General features: G+C 69.4%; 20 protein-coding genes. 9 read left to right on the top strand and 11 right to left on the bottom strand.

The genetic code is table 11. The features are described 5' to 3' along the window. Positions 1-33: 33 nt before the first annotated feature. Genes asnB through ACFYZ4_RS05035 form a run of 4 tightly spaced genes read right to left on the bottom strand, consistent with a single transcriptional unit; the run spans position 34 to position 5,469 of the window. Positions 34-1,809 carry an asparagine synthase (glutamine-hydrolyzing) gene (gene asnB, locus ACFYZ4_RS05050; protein WP_351288463.1) on the bottom strand — a complete coding sequence of 592 codons (1,776 nt, stop codon included), beginning with the start codon at positions 1,807-1,809 and terminating at the stop codon, positions 34-36. A 5-nt stretch (positions 1,810-1,814) separates the two neighbouring features. Then, positions 1,815-3,527, bottom strand: a complete 1,713-nt coding sequence (locus ACFYZ4_RS05045) for a non-ribosomal peptide synthetase (RefSeq protein ID WP_390783090.1) — start codon at positions 3,525-3,527, stop codon at positions 1,815-1,817. 51 nt (positions 3,528-3,578) lie between these two features. Continuing rightward, positions 3,579-4,415, bottom strand: coding sequence for a fumarylacetoacetate hydrolase family protein (locus tag ACFYZ4_RS05040; protein ID WP_390783089.1), 837 nt, complete (start codon positions 4,413-4,415; stop codon positions 3,579-3,581). A gap of 25 nt (positions 4,416-4,440) precedes the next feature. After that, positions 4,441-5,469: a hypothetical protein gene (locus ACFYZ4_RS05035; RefSeq protein WP_390783088.1), complete on the bottom strand. Its 1,029-nt coding sequence runs from the start codon at positions 5,467-5,469 to the stop codon at positions 4,441-4,443. 869 nt (positions 5,470-6,338) lie between these two features. On the opposite strand from ACFYZ4_RS05035, the gene ACFYZ4_RS05030 reads away from it, so the two are divergent. The 9 genes from ACFYZ4_RS05030 (at position 6,339) to ACFYZ4_RS04990 (ending at position 14,807) form a co-directional block, all read left to right on the top strand. Beyond that, positions 6,339-7,760, top strand: coding sequence for a PqqD family protein (locus tag ACFYZ4_RS05030; protein ID WP_351288443.1), 1,422 nt, complete (start codon positions 6,339-6,341; stop codon positions 7,758-7,760). Between the two features lie 168 nt (positions 7,761-7,928). Further along, complete coding sequence (locus tag ACFYZ4_RS05025) at positions 7,929-8,366, top strand: DUF2000 domain-containing protein (protein ID WP_351288445.1); 438 nt, start codon at positions 7,929-7,931, stop codon at positions 8,364-8,366. Further along, positions 8,363-9,325 carry a DMT family transporter gene (locus ACFYZ4_RS05020; protein ID WP_390783087.1) on the top strand — a complete coding sequence of 321 codons (963 nt, stop codon included), beginning with the start codon at positions 8,363-8,365 and terminating at the stop codon, positions 9,323-9,325. Before ACFYZ4_RS05025 ends, ACFYZ4_RS05020 begins: the two co-directional genes overlap by 4 nt. A gap of 85 nt (positions 9,326-9,410) precedes the next feature. Continuing rightward, on the top strand, positions 9,411-10,184 hold the full coding sequence (locus tag ACFYZ4_RS05015; protein ID WP_390783086.1) for an SDR family oxidoreductase: 774 nt from the start codon (positions 9,411-9,413) through the stop codon (positions 10,182-10,184). A 201-nt stretch (positions 10,185-10,385) separates the two neighbouring features. Continuing rightward, the gene (locus ACFYZ4_RS05010) at positions 10,386-11,165 is read left to right on the top strand and encodes a BTAD domain-containing putative transcriptional regulator (RefSeq protein ID WP_390783085.1); all 780 of its coding nucleotides are present in this window, start codon (positions 10,386-10,388) and stop codon (positions 11,163-11,165) included. Positions 11,166-11,184: 19 nt separating this feature from the next. After that, positions 11,185-12,564 (top strand): condensation domain-containing protein, encoded by a 1,380-nt coding sequence (locus ACFYZ4_RS05005; protein WP_390783084.1) that lies wholly within the window; start codon positions 11,185-11,187, stop codon positions 12,562-12,564. A gap of 10 nt (positions 12,565-12,574) precedes the next feature. Beyond that, a complete protein-coding gene (locus ACFYZ4_RS05000; RefSeq protein WP_351288455.1) occupies positions 12,575-12,832 on the top strand; it encodes an acyl carrier protein in 258 nt (85 codons plus the stop codon). Further along, positions 12,829-13,980, top strand: coding sequence for an acyl-CoA dehydrogenase family protein (locus ACFYZ4_RS04995; RefSeq protein WP_351288457.1), 1,152 nt, complete (start codon positions 12,829-12,831; stop codon positions 13,978-13,980). The genes ACFYZ4_RS05000 and ACFYZ4_RS04995 overlap by 4 nt, the downstream gene beginning before the upstream one ends. Continuing rightward, positions 13,977-14,807 carry a hypothetical protein gene (locus ACFYZ4_RS04990; RefSeq protein ID WP_390783083.1) on the top strand — a complete coding sequence of 277 codons (831 nt, stop codon included), beginning with the start codon at positions 13,977-13,979 and terminating at the stop codon, positions 14,805-14,807. The genes ACFYZ4_RS04995 and ACFYZ4_RS04990 overlap by 4 nt, the downstream gene beginning before the upstream one ends. 60 nt (positions 14,808-14,867) lie before the next feature. Here ACFYZ4_RS04990 and ACFYZ4_RS04985 read toward each other — a convergent pair whose 3' ends face one another. From ACFYZ4_RS04985 to ACFYZ4_RS04955, 7 genes are read right to left on the bottom strand one after another with little or no spacing between them, the layout of a single operon-like run. Continuing rightward, positions 14,868-15,470, bottom strand: a complete 603-nt coding sequence (locus tag ACFYZ4_RS04985; protein ID WP_384341324.1) for an O-methyltransferase — start codon at positions 15,468-15,470, stop codon at positions 14,868-14,870. Continuing rightward, on the bottom strand, positions 15,467-16,654 hold the full coding sequence (locus ACFYZ4_RS04980; RefSeq protein WP_390783082.1) for a cytochrome P450: 1,188 nt from the start codon (positions 16,652-16,654) through the stop codon (positions 15,467-15,469). Before ACFYZ4_RS04980 ends, ACFYZ4_RS04985 begins: the two co-directional genes overlap by 4 nt. Continuing rightward, on the bottom strand, positions 16,654-17,358 hold the full coding sequence (locus ACFYZ4_RS04975) for an RraA family protein (RefSeq protein ID WP_384341322.1): 705 nt from the start codon (positions 17,356-17,358) through the stop codon (positions 16,654-16,656). The genes ACFYZ4_RS04980 and ACFYZ4_RS04975 overlap by 1 nt, the downstream gene beginning before the upstream one ends. Further along, positions 17,355-17,609: a hypothetical protein gene (locus ACFYZ4_RS04970; protein ID WP_351303606.1), complete on the bottom strand. Its 255-nt coding sequence runs from the start codon at positions 17,607-17,609 to the stop codon at positions 17,355-17,357. Before ACFYZ4_RS04970 ends, ACFYZ4_RS04975 begins: the two co-directional genes overlap by 4 nt. A gap of 44 nt (positions 17,610-17,653) precedes the next feature. Next, positions 17,654-18,826, bottom strand: a complete 1,173-nt coding sequence (locus ACFYZ4_RS04965; protein WP_390783081.1) for an aminotransferase class III-fold pyridoxal phosphate-dependent enzyme — start codon at positions 18,824-18,826, stop codon at positions 17,654-17,656. Beyond that, a complete protein-coding gene (locus tag ACFYZ4_RS04960) occupies positions 18,823-20,523 on the bottom strand; it encodes an AMP-binding protein (RefSeq protein WP_390783080.1) in 1,701 nt (566 codons plus the stop codon). The genes ACFYZ4_RS04965 and ACFYZ4_RS04960 overlap by 4 nt, the downstream gene beginning before the upstream one ends. After that, positions 20,520-21,455, bottom strand: a complete 936-nt coding sequence (locus tag ACFYZ4_RS04955; RefSeq protein WP_390783079.1) for a 3-oxoacyl-[acyl-carrier-protein] synthase III C-terminal domain-containing protein — start codon at positions 21,453-21,455, stop codon at positions 20,520-20,522. The genes ACFYZ4_RS04960 and ACFYZ4_RS04955 overlap by 4 nt, the downstream gene beginning before the upstream one ends. Positions 21,456-21,692 lie beyond the last annotated feature (237 nt).

The raw sequence follows: 21,692 nt of genomic DNA, 5'->3' as shown, positions 1-21,692 counted from the left end.
TCGTGGGACTCGCGCGTACGTGTGACTCATGAATCAGAACCCGAGACCCAGCTCGTCCATCACCACGGCGATGCTGATGGCGCTGAGCCTGGAATCCCATTTCTCCGCACGGCCCTGACGGGGGGCCGTGTCGAGGCAGCCGCTGGTGAAGATGCCGCTCGCCGCCACGAGGTCGCGCCAGTCGTCCCAGGTCCGCGCATCCGCGACGGACCGCAGGTCGTATGCGGTGAACCCGTGTTTTCCGCGGCGGAGAACGGATTCGGGAACGATCCCTTCGTAGGCCGACTTGAGGCACGACTTCCCTTCGAAGTCGATCACCTTCGCGCTGTCGTCGATCTGCAGGGCGAGAGAGACGACCGAGTGCGAGAGGAACGGGTAGCGGCCCTCGATCGAGCTGCCCATGAGCATGGAGTCGCCGTGGTCACCGAGGAGGTGCCCCGACATCTGAACGTAGACGTCGGCGATGGAGCGCAGCTGCATCTGAGAGAGGGACTTCACCTCGTCGTCGGAGAACGGAATCAGCCTCGTCCGCCAGAACTCGTTGCCCGCGAGCGCCTCACGTGCGTCCGGCGTGAGGTACTCCTCCCGTCGCCTGCCCACGTTCGGCCAGTTGACCTCCCAGCTGAAGTCGGCTCTGCCCCATGACTGTTCGTTCTCTGCACGGGAAGCACGACTCGACCTGGTCACACTGTCGAAGGCGTAGGAGTCGTAGCCGAAGAACAGCTCGTCCGCCCCCTCGCCGGAGACGACTCCCTTGACCCCGGCAGAGCGCGCCGTGTCCGCGAGCATCATGGCCGCCACGTTGTAGGTCTCGCGCTGTGGATAGCAGCAGTGCCTGACCATCTCCTCGAATTTCGAGGCGATGTCGCTCTGGCGGCACAGGATCTGCTCGTGCTTGCTTCCGACGGCGCTCGCCACCTCGCGCTGGAAGCGTCCCTCGTCCAGCTCGGGATCGTCGAACACGGCTGAAAACGTCCGGACCGGGCGGTCGAGGAGGGCGGCTGCTTCCATCAGGATCGCGGTGGAGTCGAATCCGCCGCTCAGATAGGCCCCGATCTCCACGTCGGCTTGCAGACGGTCACGTGTCGACTGCTTGAGACCCTCTCGGAGCGTCTCTCCCGATACGGGCTCCGAGGCCGGCGAGAACTCCCCGTAGCGCCAGTAGCGCACGGTCTCCTGGTGGTTCGACCCGAACCGGACCGCGCAGCCCGGCGGAACGGCCCGGACTCCCTCGACGAGAGTGCGCGGCGCGACGATGTTGCCCAGCGCGAAGTACTGGTCGACCGCACCGATGTCGACCTTCCAGGTCTGGGCGACACACTGCACCAGCGGTTTGATCTCCGAGCAGAAGTGCACATCCGAGCCGGCCACCGTGTAGTACAGCGGGCAGATCCCGAACCGGTCCCGGGCGAGGGTGAGCGAGTTCTCCGCGCGGTCGAAGACGACGGTGGCGAACTGCCCGTCCACCAGGCTGAGCCCCTGGATGCCGAACTGGGCGATGAGTTCGGGTATGACGGCCACGTCGACGCCGTTGGCCTGCCGGCCGGAACCCACCTTCTCGCGAAGAGCCTTGAGGTTGAACACCTCGCCGTTCGTCAGGGCGACGTAGCGGCCACTGCGGTCCTCCGCGGGCTGCCAGCCGTCGACCAGGCCGTTCATGCCGAGGCGGCCGAGCTTCGCCGAGATCGTCTCGGTGTTCAGTGAGTAGGTCTCGTCGGGGCCGCGATGGACGAGCCGGGTGTGCATGGCAGCGGCGACGCTGCGATCAATCCGACCGTCCGGGGAATAAGTCCCGCACACACCACACATCGTGCTCAAACACTCCGATCGCGTAGTTCACCGGCGAGAGCCCTCAGATTCTCCGCTCGGAGTACGTCCCGGACTCCGGCGTCCATCCATCCGAGCTTCTTGAGCCTGTTGACGAGGACGACCGTGGAGGCCGAATCGCCGCCTATGTCATAGAAGTTGTCGTCGAGGCCGGGGTCGCTCACACCGGTGAGGTGGCGGACCAGCTCAAGGATCTGCTCCTCCGGTCCCGCCGCCCTGCCCGCGTCCGGTGCGGAATTCCGGCTCGCCCTGAGGGCGTCACGGTCGACCTTGCCGTTCGGCGTGTAGGGCAGTGCGGCGATCTGCCTGATCACCGAGGGAACCTTGTAGGAATCGAGGACCGACTCGAGGTGAGAGCGCATCGCCCTGGGGGTCGCGGCGCCCTGGTAGTAGCAGACGAGGGCGTCGGCGTCGGAGCCGTCCGCGCTGTCGTGCGACTCGGCGGTCACCACCGCCTCCATGACCGAGTCGAGCCGACACGCGGCCGCCTCGATCTCACCCGGGTCGAGGCGGTAGCCGCGCACCTTCAGCTGCCGGTCCAGCCGTTCGACGAAGTAGATCTGCCCACCGCGGCGTTCGACCACGTCGCCCGTCCGGTAGACCCGGTTCGCATCCTCGTCGAGGAAGGGCCGCAAACCCTGCGCGGTGAGGTAGCCGATCGCGACGCTCTCACCGGTGATGACGAGTTCGCCGCGGACCACGGGCGAACCGGCGGGGTCCCCGCCGGCCGGAGTGGGCAGGGGGAGGATCTCGTAAGCGCAATCACCCACGACCTCGCCGAGTGGCACCGACTCGGTGCAGTGAGCCGGGTCGAGGACCTCGCTGAGGAAGTTGCAGACGGTGGTCTCCGTGGTCCCGTACGCGTTGTGGAACGCCGCTGCCGACGACCACTTCCGGACCACTGCCCGACGGCATGAACCACCGCCGTTGATCACGTGCTTCAGGCTCATCGCCGGTGTGGGCCCGGTAGCGGTCAGCGCGAACGGGGTGGTCTTCAGATGGGTGATGCGGAAGTCCTCCAGCGTCTTCTGAAGGACCGTTCCGGGACTGAGATGCTGCTCTCCCAGGACCACCAGGCATGCGCCCGCGGTCAGGGTCCACAGAATCTCCGTGATGCATCCGTCGAAGGTCAGCCGGGCGAACTGCAGCGTGCGGCACCGCGTGTCCAACTCCAAGGACCGCACGTGGTCCTGGACCATCGCGGCCAGCGGACCGGTGCGCACCAGGACGCACTTGGGTTCGCCCGTCGATCCCGACGTGTGGATCGCGTAGCCGATCGTGCCGTGGTACGCCGCGAGTTCCGCGGGTGCCCGGAGGGGTTCGGCTCCCGTGTCATCCCGCCATTCGGGCGGGGTAGCCGAGAGTTCGGGCGCGTCCGAGTAAGTGGTGCTTCTGGCAACGGTGTTGATTCCGAGCCGGGACACCTTGGTCCGGTTCGACGCCTCGCTGTCGCGCGGGTCGACGAAGACGAACGGACGCCCTGACCGCAGGGCACCGACCATGGCGACGATGGAACCGGAGGACCGGACGGCCTCGATTCCGATGAAGTCACCGGGCGCCGTGTTCGCGTCGAGCCGTGCGGCGAAGTCACGGACCTGCTCACCGAACTCCCGGTAGGTGATCACCCTGTCCGGAGTCTCGATCGCTTCGCCTTCGGGATTCTCCTGAATGGCGCGCTCGATCGCATCCACTACTGACATCTGCTGTACGGTCAACTGCCCATGCCCTTTACGCTCGTCATCGGATTCCGGTCATCTCACGGTGTGAGTGAGGGTGCCCACGCCCTCGACAACGGACTGGATGGAGTCGCCGGGGCTGATCACGGCGGCTCCCGGAGTTCCCGTGCAGATGACGGTTCCGGCGGCGAGGGTACGGCCGGCCGTGAAGTACTCGACCAGATATCCCAGGTCGTACTTCATGTCGGACACCAGCGCGGAAGAGACCACTTCACCGTTGCGGATGGTCGACACGCGTATCGAGGCAAGTGCCGAGTCGTCGAACTCGTCCAGCGTCACGAACTGCGGACCGACGCTGCAGAAGGTGTCGAACCCCTTGGCCCAGGGAATGTAGCGGGGATTCTCACGGATGACGTCTTCGGCGGTCATGTCGAGAACGGCCGTGACGCCCGCGATGACCGACCGCCACTCATCACGCCGTACGTTCTTGCATTCCGTTCCGATGATCAGGCCGAGTTCGGCTTCCGCGGTCACTCGTTTGCTCTGAGAGGGCAGTTCGATATCCTCACCGTTGCCGATGAGGCAGTTGCCCGGCCTCAGGTAGGACCCGGGTCCGGACGCGGGCTGCTGGGCGTTCAGATCGGCGGAGTGGCCCTTGTAGTTGAGGCCCGCTCCCCAGATGTCACCGTCGTCGACTATGGTCGCAGCACCGTCGAGCGGGATGCCGGCCGGTTCGGCAGGCGGCAGGGATTGGAGCAGGGCGACGAGCTCCCTCCGCCGCGCGTCATCCAGCAGGTCGGTGATGCGGGCCGGAGTTTCGAATCCCTCGATACCGGAGAGCGGAATCCAGCCCCCGGCGTGACTCGCGAAGATCTGATGTCCTTGTTCGGTCTTGAACCTTGCCAGTCTCACAGCGTTGCTCCCCGTTACGTGGTGGTTAGACGGCGCTCTTGACGACTGCGGGGCGCCGGGCGATCCGCAGTGCCGCGGCGCGAATGTCGTTCTTGCCCGCACTCGCCGGTGCCAGCTCGACGGCCGTCTCCATCACGGAGGCCGGGTCAACGGTGAGTTCGGCGCAGAGTTCCTCGACGAGCGGGAAGAATCCGGAGTGAATGCCGATCACGCCGCCGAGCACCTGCATGGTCCGGTTCTCCGGAAGGACGTCCATGCTGCTGCGGCAGAACTCGGCGAGCTTGCCCAGCTCCTTGTAGTCGTACACGTCGCCACTGGTGAGGCTGAGGATGCCGGCCAGCGATTCGGTCTCCGCGTTTCCGGCGCCCCGGCCGATGCCGTTGAGCGTGCCGTCGACGATCGTGGCGCCCGCCTCGACCGCGGCCATGGTGTTCGCGTTCGCCATGCCGAGGTTGTCGTGGCCGTGGAATCCGACGACGGGGAAGAGCTCCTTCACGACGGTCACGTAGCGGCGGACGTCGTCGGGAAGCATCGAGCCGTACGAGTCCACGACGTACAGTCCCGCGATGTCCCGAGTGACCCCTTCCAGTAGTGCGGGAAGGTGCTCGGCAGGCGTGGCACTCGTCTTCATGAGGTTGAGGTAAACCTCCCCGCAGATCTCGGTGGCGCGCTCGATGTAGTCGAGGTGTTCGGCGACCCGCTCTGCCTCGATGCCGATGCGTACGAAAGACATGCCCTGGTCGCAGAGTTCGGCGAGTGTCGTGAGCCGGCTGAATTCGGGCTGCGCGAACATTCCCCACGAGGAGGTGGTCAGTTCCGAACGCGCGATCTCGCACCAGCGCTGGAGGTCGATGTTGCAGGCCGTGATGCCGGCCCGTTCCGCCTCGAAGCCGAGGCCGTGACCGATCTCGATCTTCCGGATGGGCGTCTCGTTCAGGCGGCCGAGGAGCTCGACGACGAACTTCTCCTCGAGCTGGAAATCGACCGCGTAGGAGCCGTCACGCAGTGTCGCGTCAAGGAGCTCGGTCGTCAGCGTGGCATGTGTTGCAGGCATGTCCATCCTCACAGGCTCAGCGGTTTGCGGGTGAATCCGGTCAATTCCTCGCGGAAGTTGAGCCGGCGTTGATCTCCTGGCGGCAGCCACGGTGATCACGCGACGGCAATGCGGGAACTGTGGAGCGGGCGGAAGACTCGCCCCCCGGTACTCATGGATCCAGAACGCCGGATGGACCGGGCTCGTACATTCAAGGGAAAGGCCGGCACCGGCCGGGATTTTCCGGAGCGGTGGGCGTAACCGGGCTCGCGGAAGAGCCGCAGACAATTCCTGGGAAGGCCGGCGTCGTCGGTGGCCGATGCGGCATGGAGTACCTAACACCTGATTTGGTCGAGGATCAACGGGCAAACGTGACAATCCGGCCAGTTGGCGAGATGCAGTTGATGTCGGTGGCCGGTATCGAGCGGTGTGTCAGCTCCGCATCAGGAACTCCCAGAGACGTGTCAGTTCCGTATCAGGAACTCCGGACGGCCCGGCCCGATACACCCGAGTGCTTGCGACGATCTTGGCCTGGACATGACTCACACTCTGTGTTTGGCTTGCCCGGCCAAGAGTCGGCCCTCTCGATCCGGCCGCTCAACGCCTCATTCCGCTGCACAGTTCGACAGGCTGGATCCTGTCGACTCGCACGCTGACGGATGCCGGGAACCGACCGGCTGATTCCCCAACGGAACGCGAATCCACCACCCTCATTTGGCCTTTCGGTGATGGTGCGCAGGCCGCGCGCATCCGTTCACGACACCAGGCCTCCACGAGCGAGGCTTCGACGACTGAAGTCGGCTGCGCCCTTCAGGATGAAGCAGCCAGGAAGGATTCCGATGCGCACGACAATGCTGGATGAATTGCGGAGGGCTCTACCGGAGCAGGATGTGCCGGCGGTCGAAGAGTGCGCCACGAAGCTCTACAACGCCCTGCCGCGGCAGGGCGAGCTCGGGCGGAACACGGTCATGGTCGCCTACGGCGGCGGCAAGGACAGCGCCTACGCGGTGGCGTTCGTGCGCGCGGTCCACCTGACGCTCGCCGAACGGCACGGCGAGACCTTCCGGTTGCGTGTGGTGACCATGCGCCACGGTGGAATGCCCTACCAGGTGATGCTCAACATCGACCGCACGTACAAGGCGCTGGGGCTCTACGACGACCCGGATACCGAGCTGCTGCTCCTTGAGGGTGACCAGGTCCGGCCGTTCGCCCGGGACCGCAGCATGCCGCACCGGCTCATCGAGTTCAACCGGGTCGACATGCTCATGGGCGGACACCGGACCTACGGCGACGGCCGGGCGACCTTCTGCAACGCCTGCAACCTGAACGTGGCCAACTCCTTCGGCGTGGCGGCCCGCCACGGCGGAGGCGTCGACCTCATCATCACCGGTGACTCCCCGCAGGAGCAGCGTGACTACGCCCTGTGGATCCGCCAGTTGGCGCGCGAGGCCGGCCAGAAACCCGCCGACGGCAGGAAGGGCTTCAAGGGCACGCTGGAGACCCTCGACGGGCTGGCCAAGGCCTACTTCGAGGAGATCCACGGGTCGGAGAACGAAGAGAGGATCAAGGACCGGGGGGTGACCTCGGACATCTCCCACACCCTGGCCTTCTTCTCCATCTACGACTACACGAGCTACGCCTCGGGGGCGCACTGGAGCCTGCTGACGGACTTCCTCGACTTCGTCTTCGACGAGATCGCCTTCAACTTCACCGAGTCGGACTGTGCGAACCCCGCGCTCATGGCCCACTTGCGCGGACTGCGGACCGAGCGCGTCTACAAGCGCTCCTACGGGGAGGGCATCGCCCAGTACGTGGACTTCGCACTGGAGTTGATGCGGCGCAAGCACTTCCCGGAGCACCTCGTCGAGGAGATGGAGGAGCGCTACCGCACCGATGTCGGCGTCAAGTCGATGCGTGAGGCAGCCACCGAGTACGGCGAGGTCGCCTTCGGTCTGGACACCACGCAGCTGGTCTGCATGGTGTACTCGCCCTTCGCCGGACGTGCCGCCAACCTGCACGAGTACCTCGCCGGAGAGCAGCCCGACCTCCTCCCGGAGGAGGACCGCATCCGGGCGCTGCTCGCCGGGGCGGAGGACCAGGCGCTCGCCGCGCGCCTGGAGCGGTTCAGCGGACTGAGCGTGACGGATCTGCGGGCTCTCCACGACGGCGCGCTGTGGTCGCCGTTCCAGGACATGTCCGCTCAGCCGGGACTCCTCGGGAAGGTCATGGTCAGCGACCCGCACCAGAAGGTCATCACGGCGAAGCGGAACGCCGAGGGCGAAGAGGTCCTCGACAGGGTCTCCGGCCGCTAGGGGGTGGCCGGCCCCGGTTCCCGGTCCGTCCCGGCACCGCGGATGGGGTCCCGCCGATGGGGTCCCGCGGACCGGGTCCGCCGGGGCGGGGCGCTCTCCACCCTCCCGAGTGGCGCAGTGCACAGTTCAACGTCAGCGTGATCATGTGAACAAGTAGGGTCCCCAGCTATGGCAATTCAACAACATGAGACTCCGGCGCCGCCCAAGACCAAGATCGTGGTCGTCCTCCGTGACGACCTCGAGAGCTGGCAGGCCGTGAACGTGACGGCGTTCCTGGTCAGCGGCTTGGCGACCGCGGACCCCGACATCATCGGGCAGGAATACCTCGACGCGGACGGGGTCGCCTACCTCCCCATGTTCCGCCAGCCCGTTCTGGTGCTCAGTGCGACCGCGGAGGTGCTCACCGCCGCTCACGGCCGCGCGGTTGCGCGCGGCATGCCGGTCTCGGTCTTCACCTCGGACCTGTTCGCGACGGGCAATGACCACGACAACCGTGCGGCGGTACGGGCGGTGGAGACGGCGAAGCTCGACCTCGTGGGCATTGCGCTCCACGGCGGGAAGAACCAGGTCGACAAGGTGGTCAGGGGTGCGGTGATGTACCGATGACGAGCGACGTCTCCCGGCCTGTGGCGGCGGCGCGGTCAACGGCTGCTCCGTACCTGAACCTCCTTGTCACCATGATCATGTTCGGCAGTGCCTTCGCCAGTTCCAAGGTGGTCGTGGGGGAGATGCCGCACGAGGTCGCGGCGGCGCTCCGGTTCGGCGGCGGCGGACTGCTGCTGATCCTCCTCGCCGTGGTGCTCAGAAAGCGCTCGCGGCCGATCGGACGTGCCGCGGCGTTACGCGCGGGGCTGGCCGGGCTGCTGGGAGTCCTGGCCTACAACGTCTTCTTCTTCTGGGGGCTGTCCCTGGCCCCCTCGCTCGACGGCGGCATCATCGTGCCCGTCCTGAGCCCCATCCTGACGACCGCCGCCCTGATCCTGCTGGGCCGTGAGACGGCCTCCTGGCCGCGGGTCGCCGGGCTGGCGACAGGCGCGCTGGGCGCACTGGTCTTTTTCCTGGGGATCAGCGGGGAGGCGGCCGGCTCCACCCGGCTGGTCGGCGACCTCGTCTTCATGGCGGGGGCCGGGTGCTGGGCGGCCTACAGCATCCTGTCGAAGTCGGTCCTGTCGGGTGTGGACCCGTTGCGGGCCACGGCCTGGGGAACCGGCGTCGGCGGGCTCGGACTGATCGTCCTCGCCGTCCCGGCGGCGGGAGACGTGTCGTGGCAGTCGGTCTCGGGCCTCGCATGGGCGAACGTCGTCTTCCTTGCCGTTGGGCCGACCACGATCGCCTACCTGTTCTACTACCGCGGACTGCGCAGCGTGAGCGCGTCCACGGCCACCACCATGATGTTCACCGTTCCGGTGTTCGGTTCCTTCTTCTCGACCGTGTTCCTGGGCGAGTCGTTCACGAGCGTGCAGCTCGTCGGCACGCTGATCATGCTGGGCGGGGCGCTCTTCGCCGTCCTCGGGGGCAGTCCGCTGCGCCGACGCACCGCCCCGGAATCCGTGCACGCCGGTTAGGTCGCCCTCCAGGAGGTTGCTTGATGATGTGTTGTCACGATCGGCCGCTCCTTCCACCCGCGGCCCGCCGGCCGGAGGTGTGCTGATGGATTTCGGCATCGCGGGGCGTACGGCCCTGGTGTGCTCCTCGACGGGAGGGATCGGCGAGGCGATCGCCCGGCTGCTGGCCGCGGAAGGAGCCAATGCGGTGGTCTGCGGCCGGCGGGGGGAGCGGGCGAAGGAGATCGCCGCGGACCTGCCCAGCGCCGTTGGCGTCGAGGTCGACCTCATGACCGAGGAGGGGCCGGACGAGCTGCTGCGGGCCACGGCCGAGGCATTCGGGGCCCCCGACATCCTCGTGCTCAACGGCCCCGGTCCCAGGCCCGCTCCGGCGACCGGCGTCGACATGGCCGACGTGGACGCGGCGCTCGACGCCACCGTGCGCCGGCACATCCGGCTGGTCTCGCTGGCCCTGCCCGCCATGCGGGCACGGGGCTGGGGCCGGATCCTGGCGGTCGGCTCCAGCGGGATCGCCGCTCCGCTGCCGAACCTCGCGCTGTCGAACCTCGGCCGCGCCGCACTGGCCGGCTACCTCAAGACGCTGGCTGCCGAGGTCGCCGCCGACGGGGTGACCGTCAACCTCCTGCTGCCCGGCCGCATCGAGACGGACCGCACCGCGCAGGTCGACGCCGCGAACGCGGCACGCTCCGGCCGTACCGTCGCCGAGGTGGAGCAGGCATCGGTCGCCACGATCCCGGCCCGACGCTACGGGCGACCCTCGGAGTTCGCCGCGGCCGCCGCGTTCCTCTGCAGCGCGCCGGCCTCGTACATCACCGGGACGGCCGTACGGTGCGACGGCGGGCTCGTGCGCAGCCTCTAGTCAAAGAAGGTCGAAATGCCCGTACGCAGAGCTGCAGGGTAATCAACGCTGCGTTCCAGCAAGTCAGTTGATGGTTTAGACCGGATGGTGAGATGGCCGTTGACGCGGCCCCTGGGTCACGTGTGAGCATGATCAGCGCATTGGCCGTTGCATGACTTCCGCATTGGCGGCACATGCGCGGCAGGAACGGGGGATTCTGCTATGCGCGTTTCTTTGCTAGGGCCTATGGCCATCCATTCAACCCAGGGAACATTCGCGGTCAGAGGGGAACGGCTCTGCACCTTGCTCGCGCTTCTCGCGAGTGCATCTCCTTCGATCGTTTCCAGCGCCACGCTGGTGGGCGCGATCTGGCCGAGACGCACTCCAGAGAAGGCCGACAACGCCCTGCACGCCCTGATGTCCAGGCTGCGTCGGGACCTGGATTCCGCCTGCGGAGCCGGGTTCGCCAACGCCCGCGTGGTCACCGGCCGGCCGGGGTACGGACTGCGGCTGGGCGAGAGCGAGGTCGACTCGCACCTCTTCGACCGGCTGTGCGCGGAGGCCCGTGCGCTGGGCGGGGAAGAGGCGGTGGGGCTGTACGAGCGCGCCCTGTCCCTGTGGCGCGGGCCTGCCCTGGGCGGAGTGTCGGACAGTGCCTGGCTGCGCGGGGTTCGGGCCCGGCTGGAAGAGGGCCGGCTGGCCGCCGCCAGCGAGAAGATCGACATTCAGCTTGTCCTCGGTGACCACGTACAGGTCCTCTGCGAATTGCAGGAGCTGACGGCGGTGTACTCGGTGCACGAGGGGTTCTCCCGCCAGCTCATGATCGCGCTCTACCGGGCAGGGCGGCAGACGGAGGCCCTGACGGAATACGCCCGTATCAGGCGGGCCTTGCGCGAGGGCCAAGGTGTCGAGCCCTCCCCTCCACTGAGGGAATGCCTGGCCGCCGTCCTGCGTCACGACATTCCGTCCGTCGATTCACTGCTTCCCGCTTCGGCGGCGTGACAGGCACAGCTCAGAACAGGTGAATGAGTTGACATATTTTCCGCTCTCGCCGGAACAAGAGAGCATGCTTTTTCTCGAAGGCCTATTCGGGCCGGGAATCTTCCACAACATGCGCGTCACGGTGGCCGTGCCCGAGGGCATCGGCGTCGACGCCGTGCGTGAAGCGGTGACCTGCTTCCAGCAGCGCCAGGACGCGCTGCGCACGCGTCTCTGCGGACGCTCACCGTTCCTGCAGACGGTGACCGCCGACACGGCCGACCTGGTCGTCACCACGGCCGGGCCGGGCGAGGGCGCCGTCGCGCTCCTGGAGCGACGGCGCGGCGAGCTGCTCAACACCGAGCAGCACCGCGGGGAAGCCGCTCGCACGCACTTCGAACTCGTCCAGGACGCGGAGGGGTACGAGCGTCATCTCACCGTCGCGCTCGATCACTTCACGTGCGACGGGAACTCGGCTGCGGTCGTCGCCGCCGATCTGACCCGTCTCCTCGAGGGGCACGGGGACCTCGGGCCGCTCCCCAAGGGCTTCGCGGACCTGTGCCGCGACCGGACGACCGGGGCAGGTGCGCAGCGCGAGAAGGAACTGCGGGGCTGGACCGCGGCCCTGGAGCAGGTCGAGCCGCTCACCGGGCTCATGCCGCACCGGTCCGTCGGCGTCGCGAGCGCCGCCGACGCCACGCCCCTGACCCGCAGTCAGGTGGACAGCACTTTCGTCGGGTCGGAGCTGTACGACCTGGTGACGGCGGTGAGCGAGACCCACGAATCCACCCCGTTCGCCGTGATGTCCGCCCTCACGGCACTGGTGATCTGGCGCCGCAGCGGCCGCAACGGGTTCGTCCTCTTCAGCCCCGTCTCCACGCGCCGCGACGCCGCCTCGGAGGTCGCCGTCGGCCTCTTCGCCCATGACCGGCCCGTGGTCTGCCGGGTGGATCCCGACCAGCCCCTGTCCGCCTTCATGAAGGCGATGATGGCCGGCACCTGGCGGGGGTTCCGGGGAGCGCTGCTGAGTGTTCCGGAACTGGCCCGGGAAATACCGGAGTTCGGGCGGACGCTGCTCGACGACGGAGCAGAGTACATCCAGCTGCACGTCTGGATGGAGGACGCCGACGATGCTCACGCCGCCGATCCGGTGGAGCGGCGCGTGGTGACCGAGCACGGCGTGTTCGAACCCTCGCACGACCTGACCGTCACCACCTGGCGGTTCGGCTTCTCGCCCGGCAGGACGACGCTCCGTTCGTACTTCGGCGGGCCGGCCGCGGGCCTGGAGGTCTCCGAGGAGATCGGCCACGAAGTGCTGACCCTGCTGCGGGCCGCCGCCGGAGCCGACGACGGTCCGGTCGGACGCCTCGTCGAGTCGACGCTCGGCGCGGCGATCGCATCCCCGCACCGCCCGGAACACTGAGGAGAGACACGTGGAAGAGGAAATCAGGCAGGTCATCTCCGAGGTGCCCAAGCTCCGCGAGATCGTGCCGCAGCTGGCAGCCGACGGGGACCTGTGGGACGCGGGCATGGATTCGATGACCAGCGTGCAGATGATGCTGCGGCTGGAGGACCACTACGGGGTGGAGTTCCCCGACGGGTCCCTGACGCGGGAGACCTTCACGAGCATGCGCAGTCTCGGCGCGGCGCTCGGCCCGCTCCTCGAAGAGCGGAAGGCCACCACGGGATGACCTCGCCAACGGGGGAGCACCTCCCCCCTTACATCGAACAGGCCGTGCGGGCCGCGGCCGAACAGGCCGCCGCATCCGCCACCGACGTCGACCGCGGGGCCCGGCTGCCCGCCGAGGCGCTCAAAGTGATCCGCGACACCGGCCTGTTGACGGCCGTGGCCCCCGTCGAGCTGGGCGGGGCCGGTCTCGGTCCGGGCGCCCTCGTGACCGTCGCCGAGCGGCTCGCCCGTGGCTGCGGGGCCACCGCGATGATCTGGGCCATGCATCAGGCCCAGCTGGCCTGCCTGGTGCGTCACCACCCGGACGCACCGCTGACGCGGCAGGCCGTCGCCGACCGATGGCTGATCGCCTCGGTGACCAGCGAGCGCGGAGTCGGTGGAGACCTGCGCAGCAGCCGGGCGGGCGTCGGCGACGGGGGCGGGCACACCCGTACGCTGGAGAAGGAGGGCACGACCGTTTCGTACGGGGCGCACGCGGACGCCTACCTGATCACCGCCCGCAAGGGCGCGGACGCCGGCGCGAGCGGTCAGGCGGCCGTGCTGGCCACCCGTGAGCAGACCGAGCTGACCCGGACCGGCGAGTGGGACACGCTCGGCATGCGCGGCACCTGCAGCCCCGCATTCCGGCTCCGGGCCTCCTTCGACGCGTCCCAGGTCCTCCCGGTCCCCTTCGCGGAGATCGCGGCCCGCACCATGGTGCCGCTGTCCCACCTGCTGTGGGCCGGGGTCTGGAGCGGGCTCGCCGCAGAGGCGGTCCACCGGGCGGTGTCGTACGTACGCGAGAAGGCACGTTCGGGGGCGTCCGCACCGGTACCCGCCCTCGCCGCGGCGCACGCGAAGCTCGCGGGGATACGGGGCCAGGTGGACGCGGCGGTACGGTCCACCGAGCCCGTGTTCCAAGCCGGCCTGGAGCCGACGCTGGGGCTGGCCGTCGAGCTCAACGCCCTCAAGGTCGGCGTCTCGGAGAACGCCGTCGAGACGGCCCGACTCGCCCTTCAGGTCTGCGGCATGGCCGGCTTCGCCGAGCACGGCCCGTACTCCGTGGCCCGGATCCTGCGCGATACCTACTCCGCGCCGCTGATGATCGGCAACGGCCGGCTGTTGGCGGCCAACGCACAGACACTGCTGCTTGCCAGGGGGGAACGATGACCACGGAGACCACGTCGGCACCGACGACCGCCTACGGGACCGGAGCGCCCGGGGTGGCCCTCACCCCCCGCCGGGACGGCCGGGTCCTCGACGGGCTGCGCGCCGGCCTCGCCACGCTGTTCGGCGCGCAGACCGAGGAGCACTACAGCGCCCCACCGGTGATCGCCCGCACCACCCTGGCCCTCGCCGGGTACCCGGAGTCCTTCCCCCAGCTGCTCGGCACCGTGCAGGGCAACCCGGACGGCGGCGAACCCGGCCCGACGGACCTGGCCCTCACCTCGGCGGCTTGCCACCACCTGTACCCGCTGGTTGCCGGAGAGACGATCGCGGGCGCGCGCTCCCTGAGCGTGGAGGCGTCCTGCTACCGGGGCGAGGCCACCTCGGAGACGGGGCGGCTCCGTTCCTTCCGGATGTACGAGGTCGTACGGTTCGGGGCGCCCGAAGCCGTCGAACAGTGGCGGGACGAGGTGCTGGCGGTGGCCGACGGCTGGCTGGGCGAGCTGGGTCTGGCCACCCGGGTGATCGCTGCCAGCGACCCCTTCTTCGGCCGCCCGGGCCGTCTGGTGGCAGCCGTGCAGCGGGCCGAGGAGCTCAAGTGGGAGGTGACCGCAGAGCTCGCCGACGGGCTCGTGCAGTCGATCGCCTCGGCCAACTGGCACAAGGAGCACTTCGGTGAGGCCTTCGGCTTCACGCTGGCCGACGGTTCCACCGGCCACAGCGCCTGCTTGGCCTTCGGCCTGGACCGCATCGTGCTCGCGCTGCGCCACCGGCACGGCGACGACCTCGAGTCCTGGCCGGCGCCCGTCCGCCGGCGACTGGGCCTTTGACACTGAGGGGCCCGGCCTGAATCAGGCCGGGCCCCGCAGTGTGCCGGATGCGTGCGCGCCTCAGATCCTGGCGGCGACGATCAGGCCCGAAGACCAGTCGAGGCGGGTCGCCCTGAGCCGCCCGTCGGACATCAGGCGCTCCGCCAGGGCCTCCGCCCGTGGACCGTGCCCCTCGGGCCAGGAGGGCTGGGGCAGAAGGTCGTCCACCACGTACAGCGCCCCCGGGGCGAGCAGCTCCAGGGTCTCGTCGAGCCGTTCGAACTTCCCGGCCCAGGTATCGGCGAAGACCAGGTCGAACCGTTCGCCGTCGAGCCGCTCGATCAGCGCACCCGCGTCGCCGTGGACGAACCGCACCCGCGCGTCGTGCCCGAGATGCTGCCGGGCCACCTCGACCAGGTTCTCTTCGCTCTCCACCGTCAGCAGACTGCTGTCGGTGGCCATGCCGTCGAGCAGCCAGGCGGTGGACATGCCCGCGCCCGTGCCGAGTTCGAGGATCCGGCCTCCGGGCCGGGCCGCCGCGAGGGTGCGCAGCAGCGCTCCCGTGCGCGGGTCGCAGGACATCTCGAAACCGAGCCGGGCGCAGGACCGGGCGAGCGATTCCAGTACGTCGGCAGGCGCTCCCGCCGGGTCCTCGGGCCGTACGGTCGCTGGTTCCACGCTCACCGGATGCTCCTCAGCAGGACGGGCAGGCTGCGAGGCCTGCGGAACGTGACGCCTTCCACCGGCGGCACGGGCCCTTCCGGCGAGGTCAAGGCCGTTGTGCGCGCCAGCAGTTCGTCCACAGCGTATTCGATCTCGGCGGCCGCCAGCCGGTTTCCCGGGCAGGAGTGCCGGCCGCGGCCGAAGGTGAGTTCCGAGCGTTCGGAGCGGCCCGGGACGAACCGGTCGGCGTCCGCGAAGACGGACTCGTCCCGGTTGGCGGAGGCCAGGTTCAGCTGAACCGCCGCACCCGCCGGGATGGCGACCCCGCCGAGCTCGGTGTCCTGCCGGGCGTAGCGCAGGGTGAAGTGCATGGGCGGCTGCCAGCGCAGCACCTCGCGGACGAAGTCCGTGACCCTCACCCGTCCTTCTCGCAGATCGTCCTGGACGCCGTCGACCGTGAGGAGGCACACCACCGCGTTGGCCAGCGAGCAGACCGTCGTCTCGGTGCCCGCGCTGAGCAGCAGGGTGGCGGTGCGGACGATTTCCTCCTCGGAGAGGTCCAGGCCGTCGGCCTGCGCGCAGCGCCCCAGGAGCCCGCCGCGCCCGAGGCCCCGGCGGAGCACCGCGGCGGTATGCGCCTCCAGCGCGTCGCGGGCGTCGGCGGCCGGGCCCAGCGGGGCGGTGGTCCGGTCCAGGCAGTCGACGAGCGGGCGCAGCCGGTCGGCGAGCCAGTACCGGTCGGCGGGGTCGAGACCGGTGAGGGCCACTGCCACCCGCAGCGGCAGTTCGGAGGCGAAGTCCTCCACGAAATCGCCCGCGCCCAATGCCGCCATTCCGGCCGCGAGTTCCGCAGCGGTGGGCCTGACCACCCGCTCGATCAGTGTTCGGACGGCGGTCCCGGTCAGGTCGGCGTTCACGAAGGGCCGCAGCCGGGTGTGATCGGGGCCGTCGGTGTCGAGCAGCGTCGGCCCCAGTGCCTGGCGGCTGCGCCGGAAGGGGTGTTCCACGGTGAAGTGGGAACTGCGGAACACCGTGTCGGCGAGGGCGTGGCCGTGGACGAAGAAGCACCGGTGGACTTCCGACCAGCCGACCGGCTGGTGCGCGCGGAACCAGGTGTAGTACGCCCAGGGGTCCTGGGGATGCAGGGACGCGTCGAAACCGGCGAGCCCCTCGACGTCTCCCGGTACGACGACGGCCGGCCCCATCAGACGTCCATGCGCAGGGGGCCGGTCCCCGCGATGTAGTCGTGGAGGCCGCAGACCTCGCTGAGCCGGTGGCCGGCCCGCAGCGCCTCGCGCAGTTGCTCCTCCTGACCCTGCAGGAGCCTGGCCGCCGAGAAGACGGCCGAGAGGTGCCGTGCGCGTACGAGTACGACAGCGTCCTCGTCGCCGAAGATCCAGTCGCCGGCGTGGACCTCGATCGTCGCGTCGCCGCTCCCGGACTCGTCGACGATCGGGACCGTGACCTCCATGGGCAGCTGGACGGCCGGGACCAGCGCGGTCTTCGCCGAGATGATGTCGACCTCGGTCGAGTACACGGCGAGGCCGAGGCCCGACAGATAGCCGACGTCCCGCACGGCGCCGTTGACGACCAGGCCGCCCAGCCGCTGGGCGACGGCCGCCGTGGCCAGGATGTCTCCGGCGAGCGCCTCGGAGCGCGGGGCGGTGTTGCTGACCAGCAGGACGTGCCCTGGCGGAGTGGCGTCGAGGCCCTGCAGGACCGGAAGCATGTCGTTGTCCGTGGCGACGGGGAAGGCCGGGCCCGCAAGGTGGGTGACCTGGGTGCGGTGCTCCAGCGGCCAGGCCACCACCTCGACGTACTTGGGCGCCGCGTCCCGCAGCTGGGCGCAGCCGAAGCCGGCGAAGTCCGCGCGGATCTCGGCGATGCGCTGCTCGTCGGGGCTGCTCATGCCGCCACCTCCACCACGTACGTGTCGTAGATGCGTTCCAGGGTGTGGAAGGAGCGCAGGGAGTCGGCGGTGAGCTCGATCTCCCGCCCGACGAGCTCCTCCAGGTGCATCAGGACCTCCACCATCGCGAAGGAGTCCAGGAAGCCGAGGTCCCAGAGGTTGTCCGCGGGGCCGGGCACCGGAAGTTCGCGTGGCGCCCTGAGGGTTCGAAGGGTGTCGGAGAATCGGGTGTAGAACTCTTCACGCTGCATGTGTGCTGCTCCTGTGACAGGGGATCGGTGGCGGCCGGCCGTCGTCAGACGGTCTGCTCCACCTCTTGTACGAGTACGTCGAGCGCGTCGGCCAGCTGCCCGCGCGGGATGGTCAGAGGGGGTGCCACCCGGATCCGGTCGCCGGTCGCTCCGCCCGTGAAGGGGAGGATGTGGCGGCGGACGCAGCCGCGCACCACGTCCTTGGCCCGGGGGTGGCCGAACGACAGGGCGGGGCCCGTGGTGTGGAGGTCGCGCACGGCCGGGATCTCCCCGAGGCGCTTGGCGCACAGTGCCAGGGCCTCGCTCACCTCGCCGACCAGGTCCCCCAGGAGGCCCTGGTCGATCCAGGCGGCGACGGCCGCCGCCGCGCGGAACCCGAGCACGCCGGTCTGGAAGGTGTGGGCGAGTGCGAGGGCGGTGCCCGCGGAAGCGTCGAACGCCTTCGGGTAGACCACGGCGGACAGCGGGTAGAGCCCGTTGGTCATGGACTTGCCGAACAGGTGGACGTCCGCGTCGATGCCCAGGGCCCGGGTGGGGCTGAGGTGGCCGTGGCGGTGGTACCCGGCCTGGATCTCGTCCGCCACGACGACGACCCCGGCCCGCCGCGCCGCCGCGACGGTCGCCGTGAGCCACTCGGGATCGATCGGCACGTAGCCGTTGGCGCCCTGCACCGGCTCGAAGACGAAACACGAGACGTCATCCCAGCCGCCGAACTCCGCGCCCGGCCTCAGATGCGTCACCAGCGGGTCGACCGCTGCGGTGAACACCGTGTTCTGCAGAGCCAGTTCACGGTGCGTGCGGGTCGCGGCGAGGGTGTCGAGCCCCAGGCCGTGGAAGGCCCCCTCCAGGGCGAGCACCTTGCCCGGCCGCACCCGCTGGGCGATGGCCAGCGCGCTGGACACGGCAAAGCTCCCGCCGACCTGGAAGAGCACCTGGTGGCCGGGAAGGCCCAGGCGGTCGGTGAGCCACTCGGCGAACGTCGCGGCCTCCGGCGGGTACACGCCGGCCGCGATGTCCGCGGTGAGGTCGATGTGGGGGGTGATCAGGGGGTTGAGGTGGCCGAAGTTCACCGCGCCGTAGGCGCTCATCAGGTCGGTGTACGAAGCGGTCGCGCCCTCGGGATCGCGTAGGAGGAGCGTGGCGTTGTCGGCGCTCTGCAGGGTGAGCCCGCGGCCCAGCACGGAGGACTCGTCGAGCGGGCTGATCCGGGTGGTCATGGAGATCCTTCGGTCGCTGGTCCGCTCCCGGCGTACCGCGCACGCAACCGCGCTCGGTCGATCTTGCCGTTGGGCGTGGTGGGGAGCGGGGAGTCGGTGAAGTGGAGGCTGCCGGGCACCATGTACGGCGGCAGCAGGTCGGCGCACCACCGGCGCAGCTCCGCCGTGTCGAGCGGACCTGCGGGGGTACGGGCGCCGGGCGCGTCGTGAGAGTCGTCGGTGTCGTGGAAGGCGTGGAAGGCGTGGAAGGCGTGGGAGGTGTGGGAGTCGGCCGGGGCCGGGCGGCGGGCGATCACGGCCAGCAGTCCGTCGGCCGCCGCGGTGACGGCGGCCTGGGCGACCCGGGGGTGGCTGCGCAACACCCGTTCCACCTCCTCGAGTTCGATGCGGTTGCCCCGCACCTTGACCTGGAGGTCGTCCCGGCCCTTGAAGTAGAGGTGCCCGTCCGTGCCGAGTTCGGCCCGGTCGCCGCTGCGGAACACCAGCTCGCGGTCGTGGGGGCGCAGCGGGTTCGCCACCAGGGCCCGGCCGGTCGCCGCGGGGTCGCGCCAGTAGCCGGAGAAGAGGTTGTCGGCCCGCAGGTACAGCTCTCCGGTCACGCCCGGCTCGGTGACGGGGTCGCCGTCCTTGCCGAGCAGCAGCAGCTGCGCCCCCTGATGGCCCCACCCCATGGGCAGGCTGTCGCTCTCCTCGGGCAGCGGGTTGGGCAGGTCGAGGAAGGAGCAGGCCACCGACTCCGAGTGACCGAAGCAGTTGATGATCCGCAGTTCGGGGAACGCCCCCCGCAGGGTGCGGAGTCCGGAAGCCGGAAAGCCCTCGCCGGCGAAGAACACCGTACGGAGCGACGCGGCCCGGTGCAGTTCCCCCGGGACGTACCGCAGGATGGAGGACCACAGCGAGGGCACTCCGTTCATCTGCGTCACGCCGGTGGCACCGAGGAAGTCGAGCATCCGGCGCGGCTGGTGGAAGAGGGCTCGGTCCACGAGGACCAGCGTGGCGCCGGAGCCCAGGGCGAGGCCGTAGTCGAGCAGGGAGAAGTCGAACTGCAGCGGCGAGAAGCTGCCGACCCGGGCGTCGCCGTCCAGGGCGCAGTGCTCCGCCAGTGCCCGCCAGAAGGCCAGGACCGCCGAGTGGCTCATCATGATGCCCTTGGGCTCACCGGTCGTCCCCGAGGTGAAGATGAGGTACGCGAGGTCGCGCCCGGTGGTCTCCATGCGGACCGGGCCCGGTGGCGCCTCGCGGGGCCGGGAGAACTCCAGCGCCCCACCGTGCAGGCGGGCCCTGGACCACGGGGCGGCGGAACCCTCCCCGGGCGACTGCGGGCCGGTCCCGTCCTCGGCGACGAGCAGGACGGCCTCGGTGCGATCGGCGAGGGAGCGGAAGCGGGCCTCGGGGGTCTCGGGAGCGACGGGGACGAACACCGCGCCTGTCATGGAGCAGGCGCACAGCAGGGCGAGCGCGTCGGGGGACGGGTCGAGGCCGAGCACGATCCGGTCCCCGGGCTCCACCCCCCAAGCGGCGAGCTGCCCGGCGAGGCCGGCGGCGCGGGAGGCGAGTTCGGCGTAGGTGAGTGTCGACTCACGACCGATCACGGCGGGCCGGTCGCCGAGGCGCTCGGCGTGCCGGAGGAGGAAGTGGTGCAGCAGCGTGGCGTGCCGCTGCTCGTACGGGAGCGGACCCCGAGCCGTGGGCGTCACTGGGCCTCCACCACGGAGACGCCCCACTGGTTGGGGCCGGAGGCGAGCAGCAGCATGCGTTCTCCTGGTTCCGCCGGGTTCATTTCGAGTGAGTCCGCGAGATTGATCAGGTTGTCGGAGGCCAGTGCGTGGCCGAGCCGCGAGATGTTCGCCATGAACACCTGGTCGACGGAGAACCCGGTGATCTCCGCGAGCCCGCGGTTCACGCGGTTGTTGTAGTTGTTCGGCAGGACGCGGGAGATGCCCTGGGGCAGTGATCCGACCGCCGACAGGGCCTTCCCCGTGGTCCGCGCGCATCCCTTCCCGAACACGGACATGTGGCGAAGGAAGTTGACGGACGGGTCGATGTCCGCGAGGGCGGGATCGATGTGGAGTTCGGTGTGGAGCAGGCGCAGCGAGCCGGGCAACGCATCACGTGTCACGAGCACGCTGCTCGCCGCGTCGCAGTGCACCGAGATGCCCCCGCTCACCGAGCGGTCGTCGTCGGGCCCGAGGGCGTCCGCGCAGATCACGAGTACGTCGCCGGCGGCGCCCGCGGAGATCAGCGCCGCCGCCAGGTGCAGCGCAGTGTGCAGATTGGCGCAGTACCCAAGGGAAATGCCGAGCGGGAAGGCCTTCGCCAGGCCCAGGGACTGCTGCAGGCGGCCGCTCCCCACCTCGTGCGTCGCGGCCGCGTCGTGGTGGCTGTTGGTCGCGTGGATCACGTGGGTGACCGTGTCCCGCCGGCCCGGACCGACCGCCTCGAGCGTGCGCAGCGCCGAGGCGTGCGCGAGCTGGGTGGAGGTGCGGGAAGTCGTCCGGAAGTCCGAGACCCCCAGCTCGCGCAGCCCCTCCAGGGCATCCGCGGGGAAAGAGGTGAGATCCGCCAGAGACTTTTCCTGTTCACCGAGTTCATAGGCGATTCCGGCGAGGAATACCGCAGTTCCCGTCATGACTTCCGTGCGCCCCCGTCATCAATTGATCGACCGGCCCAGTGGAGCCCGCGACACCTGGGGAAGTCCAGCGGTTTCGCGGGCTCGTATGCCCGTGTCGACCTGCCGTCAGGGTCCTGTCAGAGGCGTATCAGGTTGGGGTCAGCATGGGGCAGGGCAGTTGCTCGGGGACGTTCGGGTATCTGACCATGAGCTCTGTCGTCCGGTGGTCATTCACGAATCGGGAAGGGGGGTTCT

The sequence above is a fragment of the Streptomyces sp. NPDC001513 genome, from assembly GCF_042894695.1.
Lineage (GTDB): Bacteria > Actinomycetota > Actinomycetes > Streptomycetales > Streptomycetaceae > Streptomyces.
Note: the sequence above shows the minus strand (reverse complement) of the source record. Positions and strands in the feature narration are given on the sequence as shown.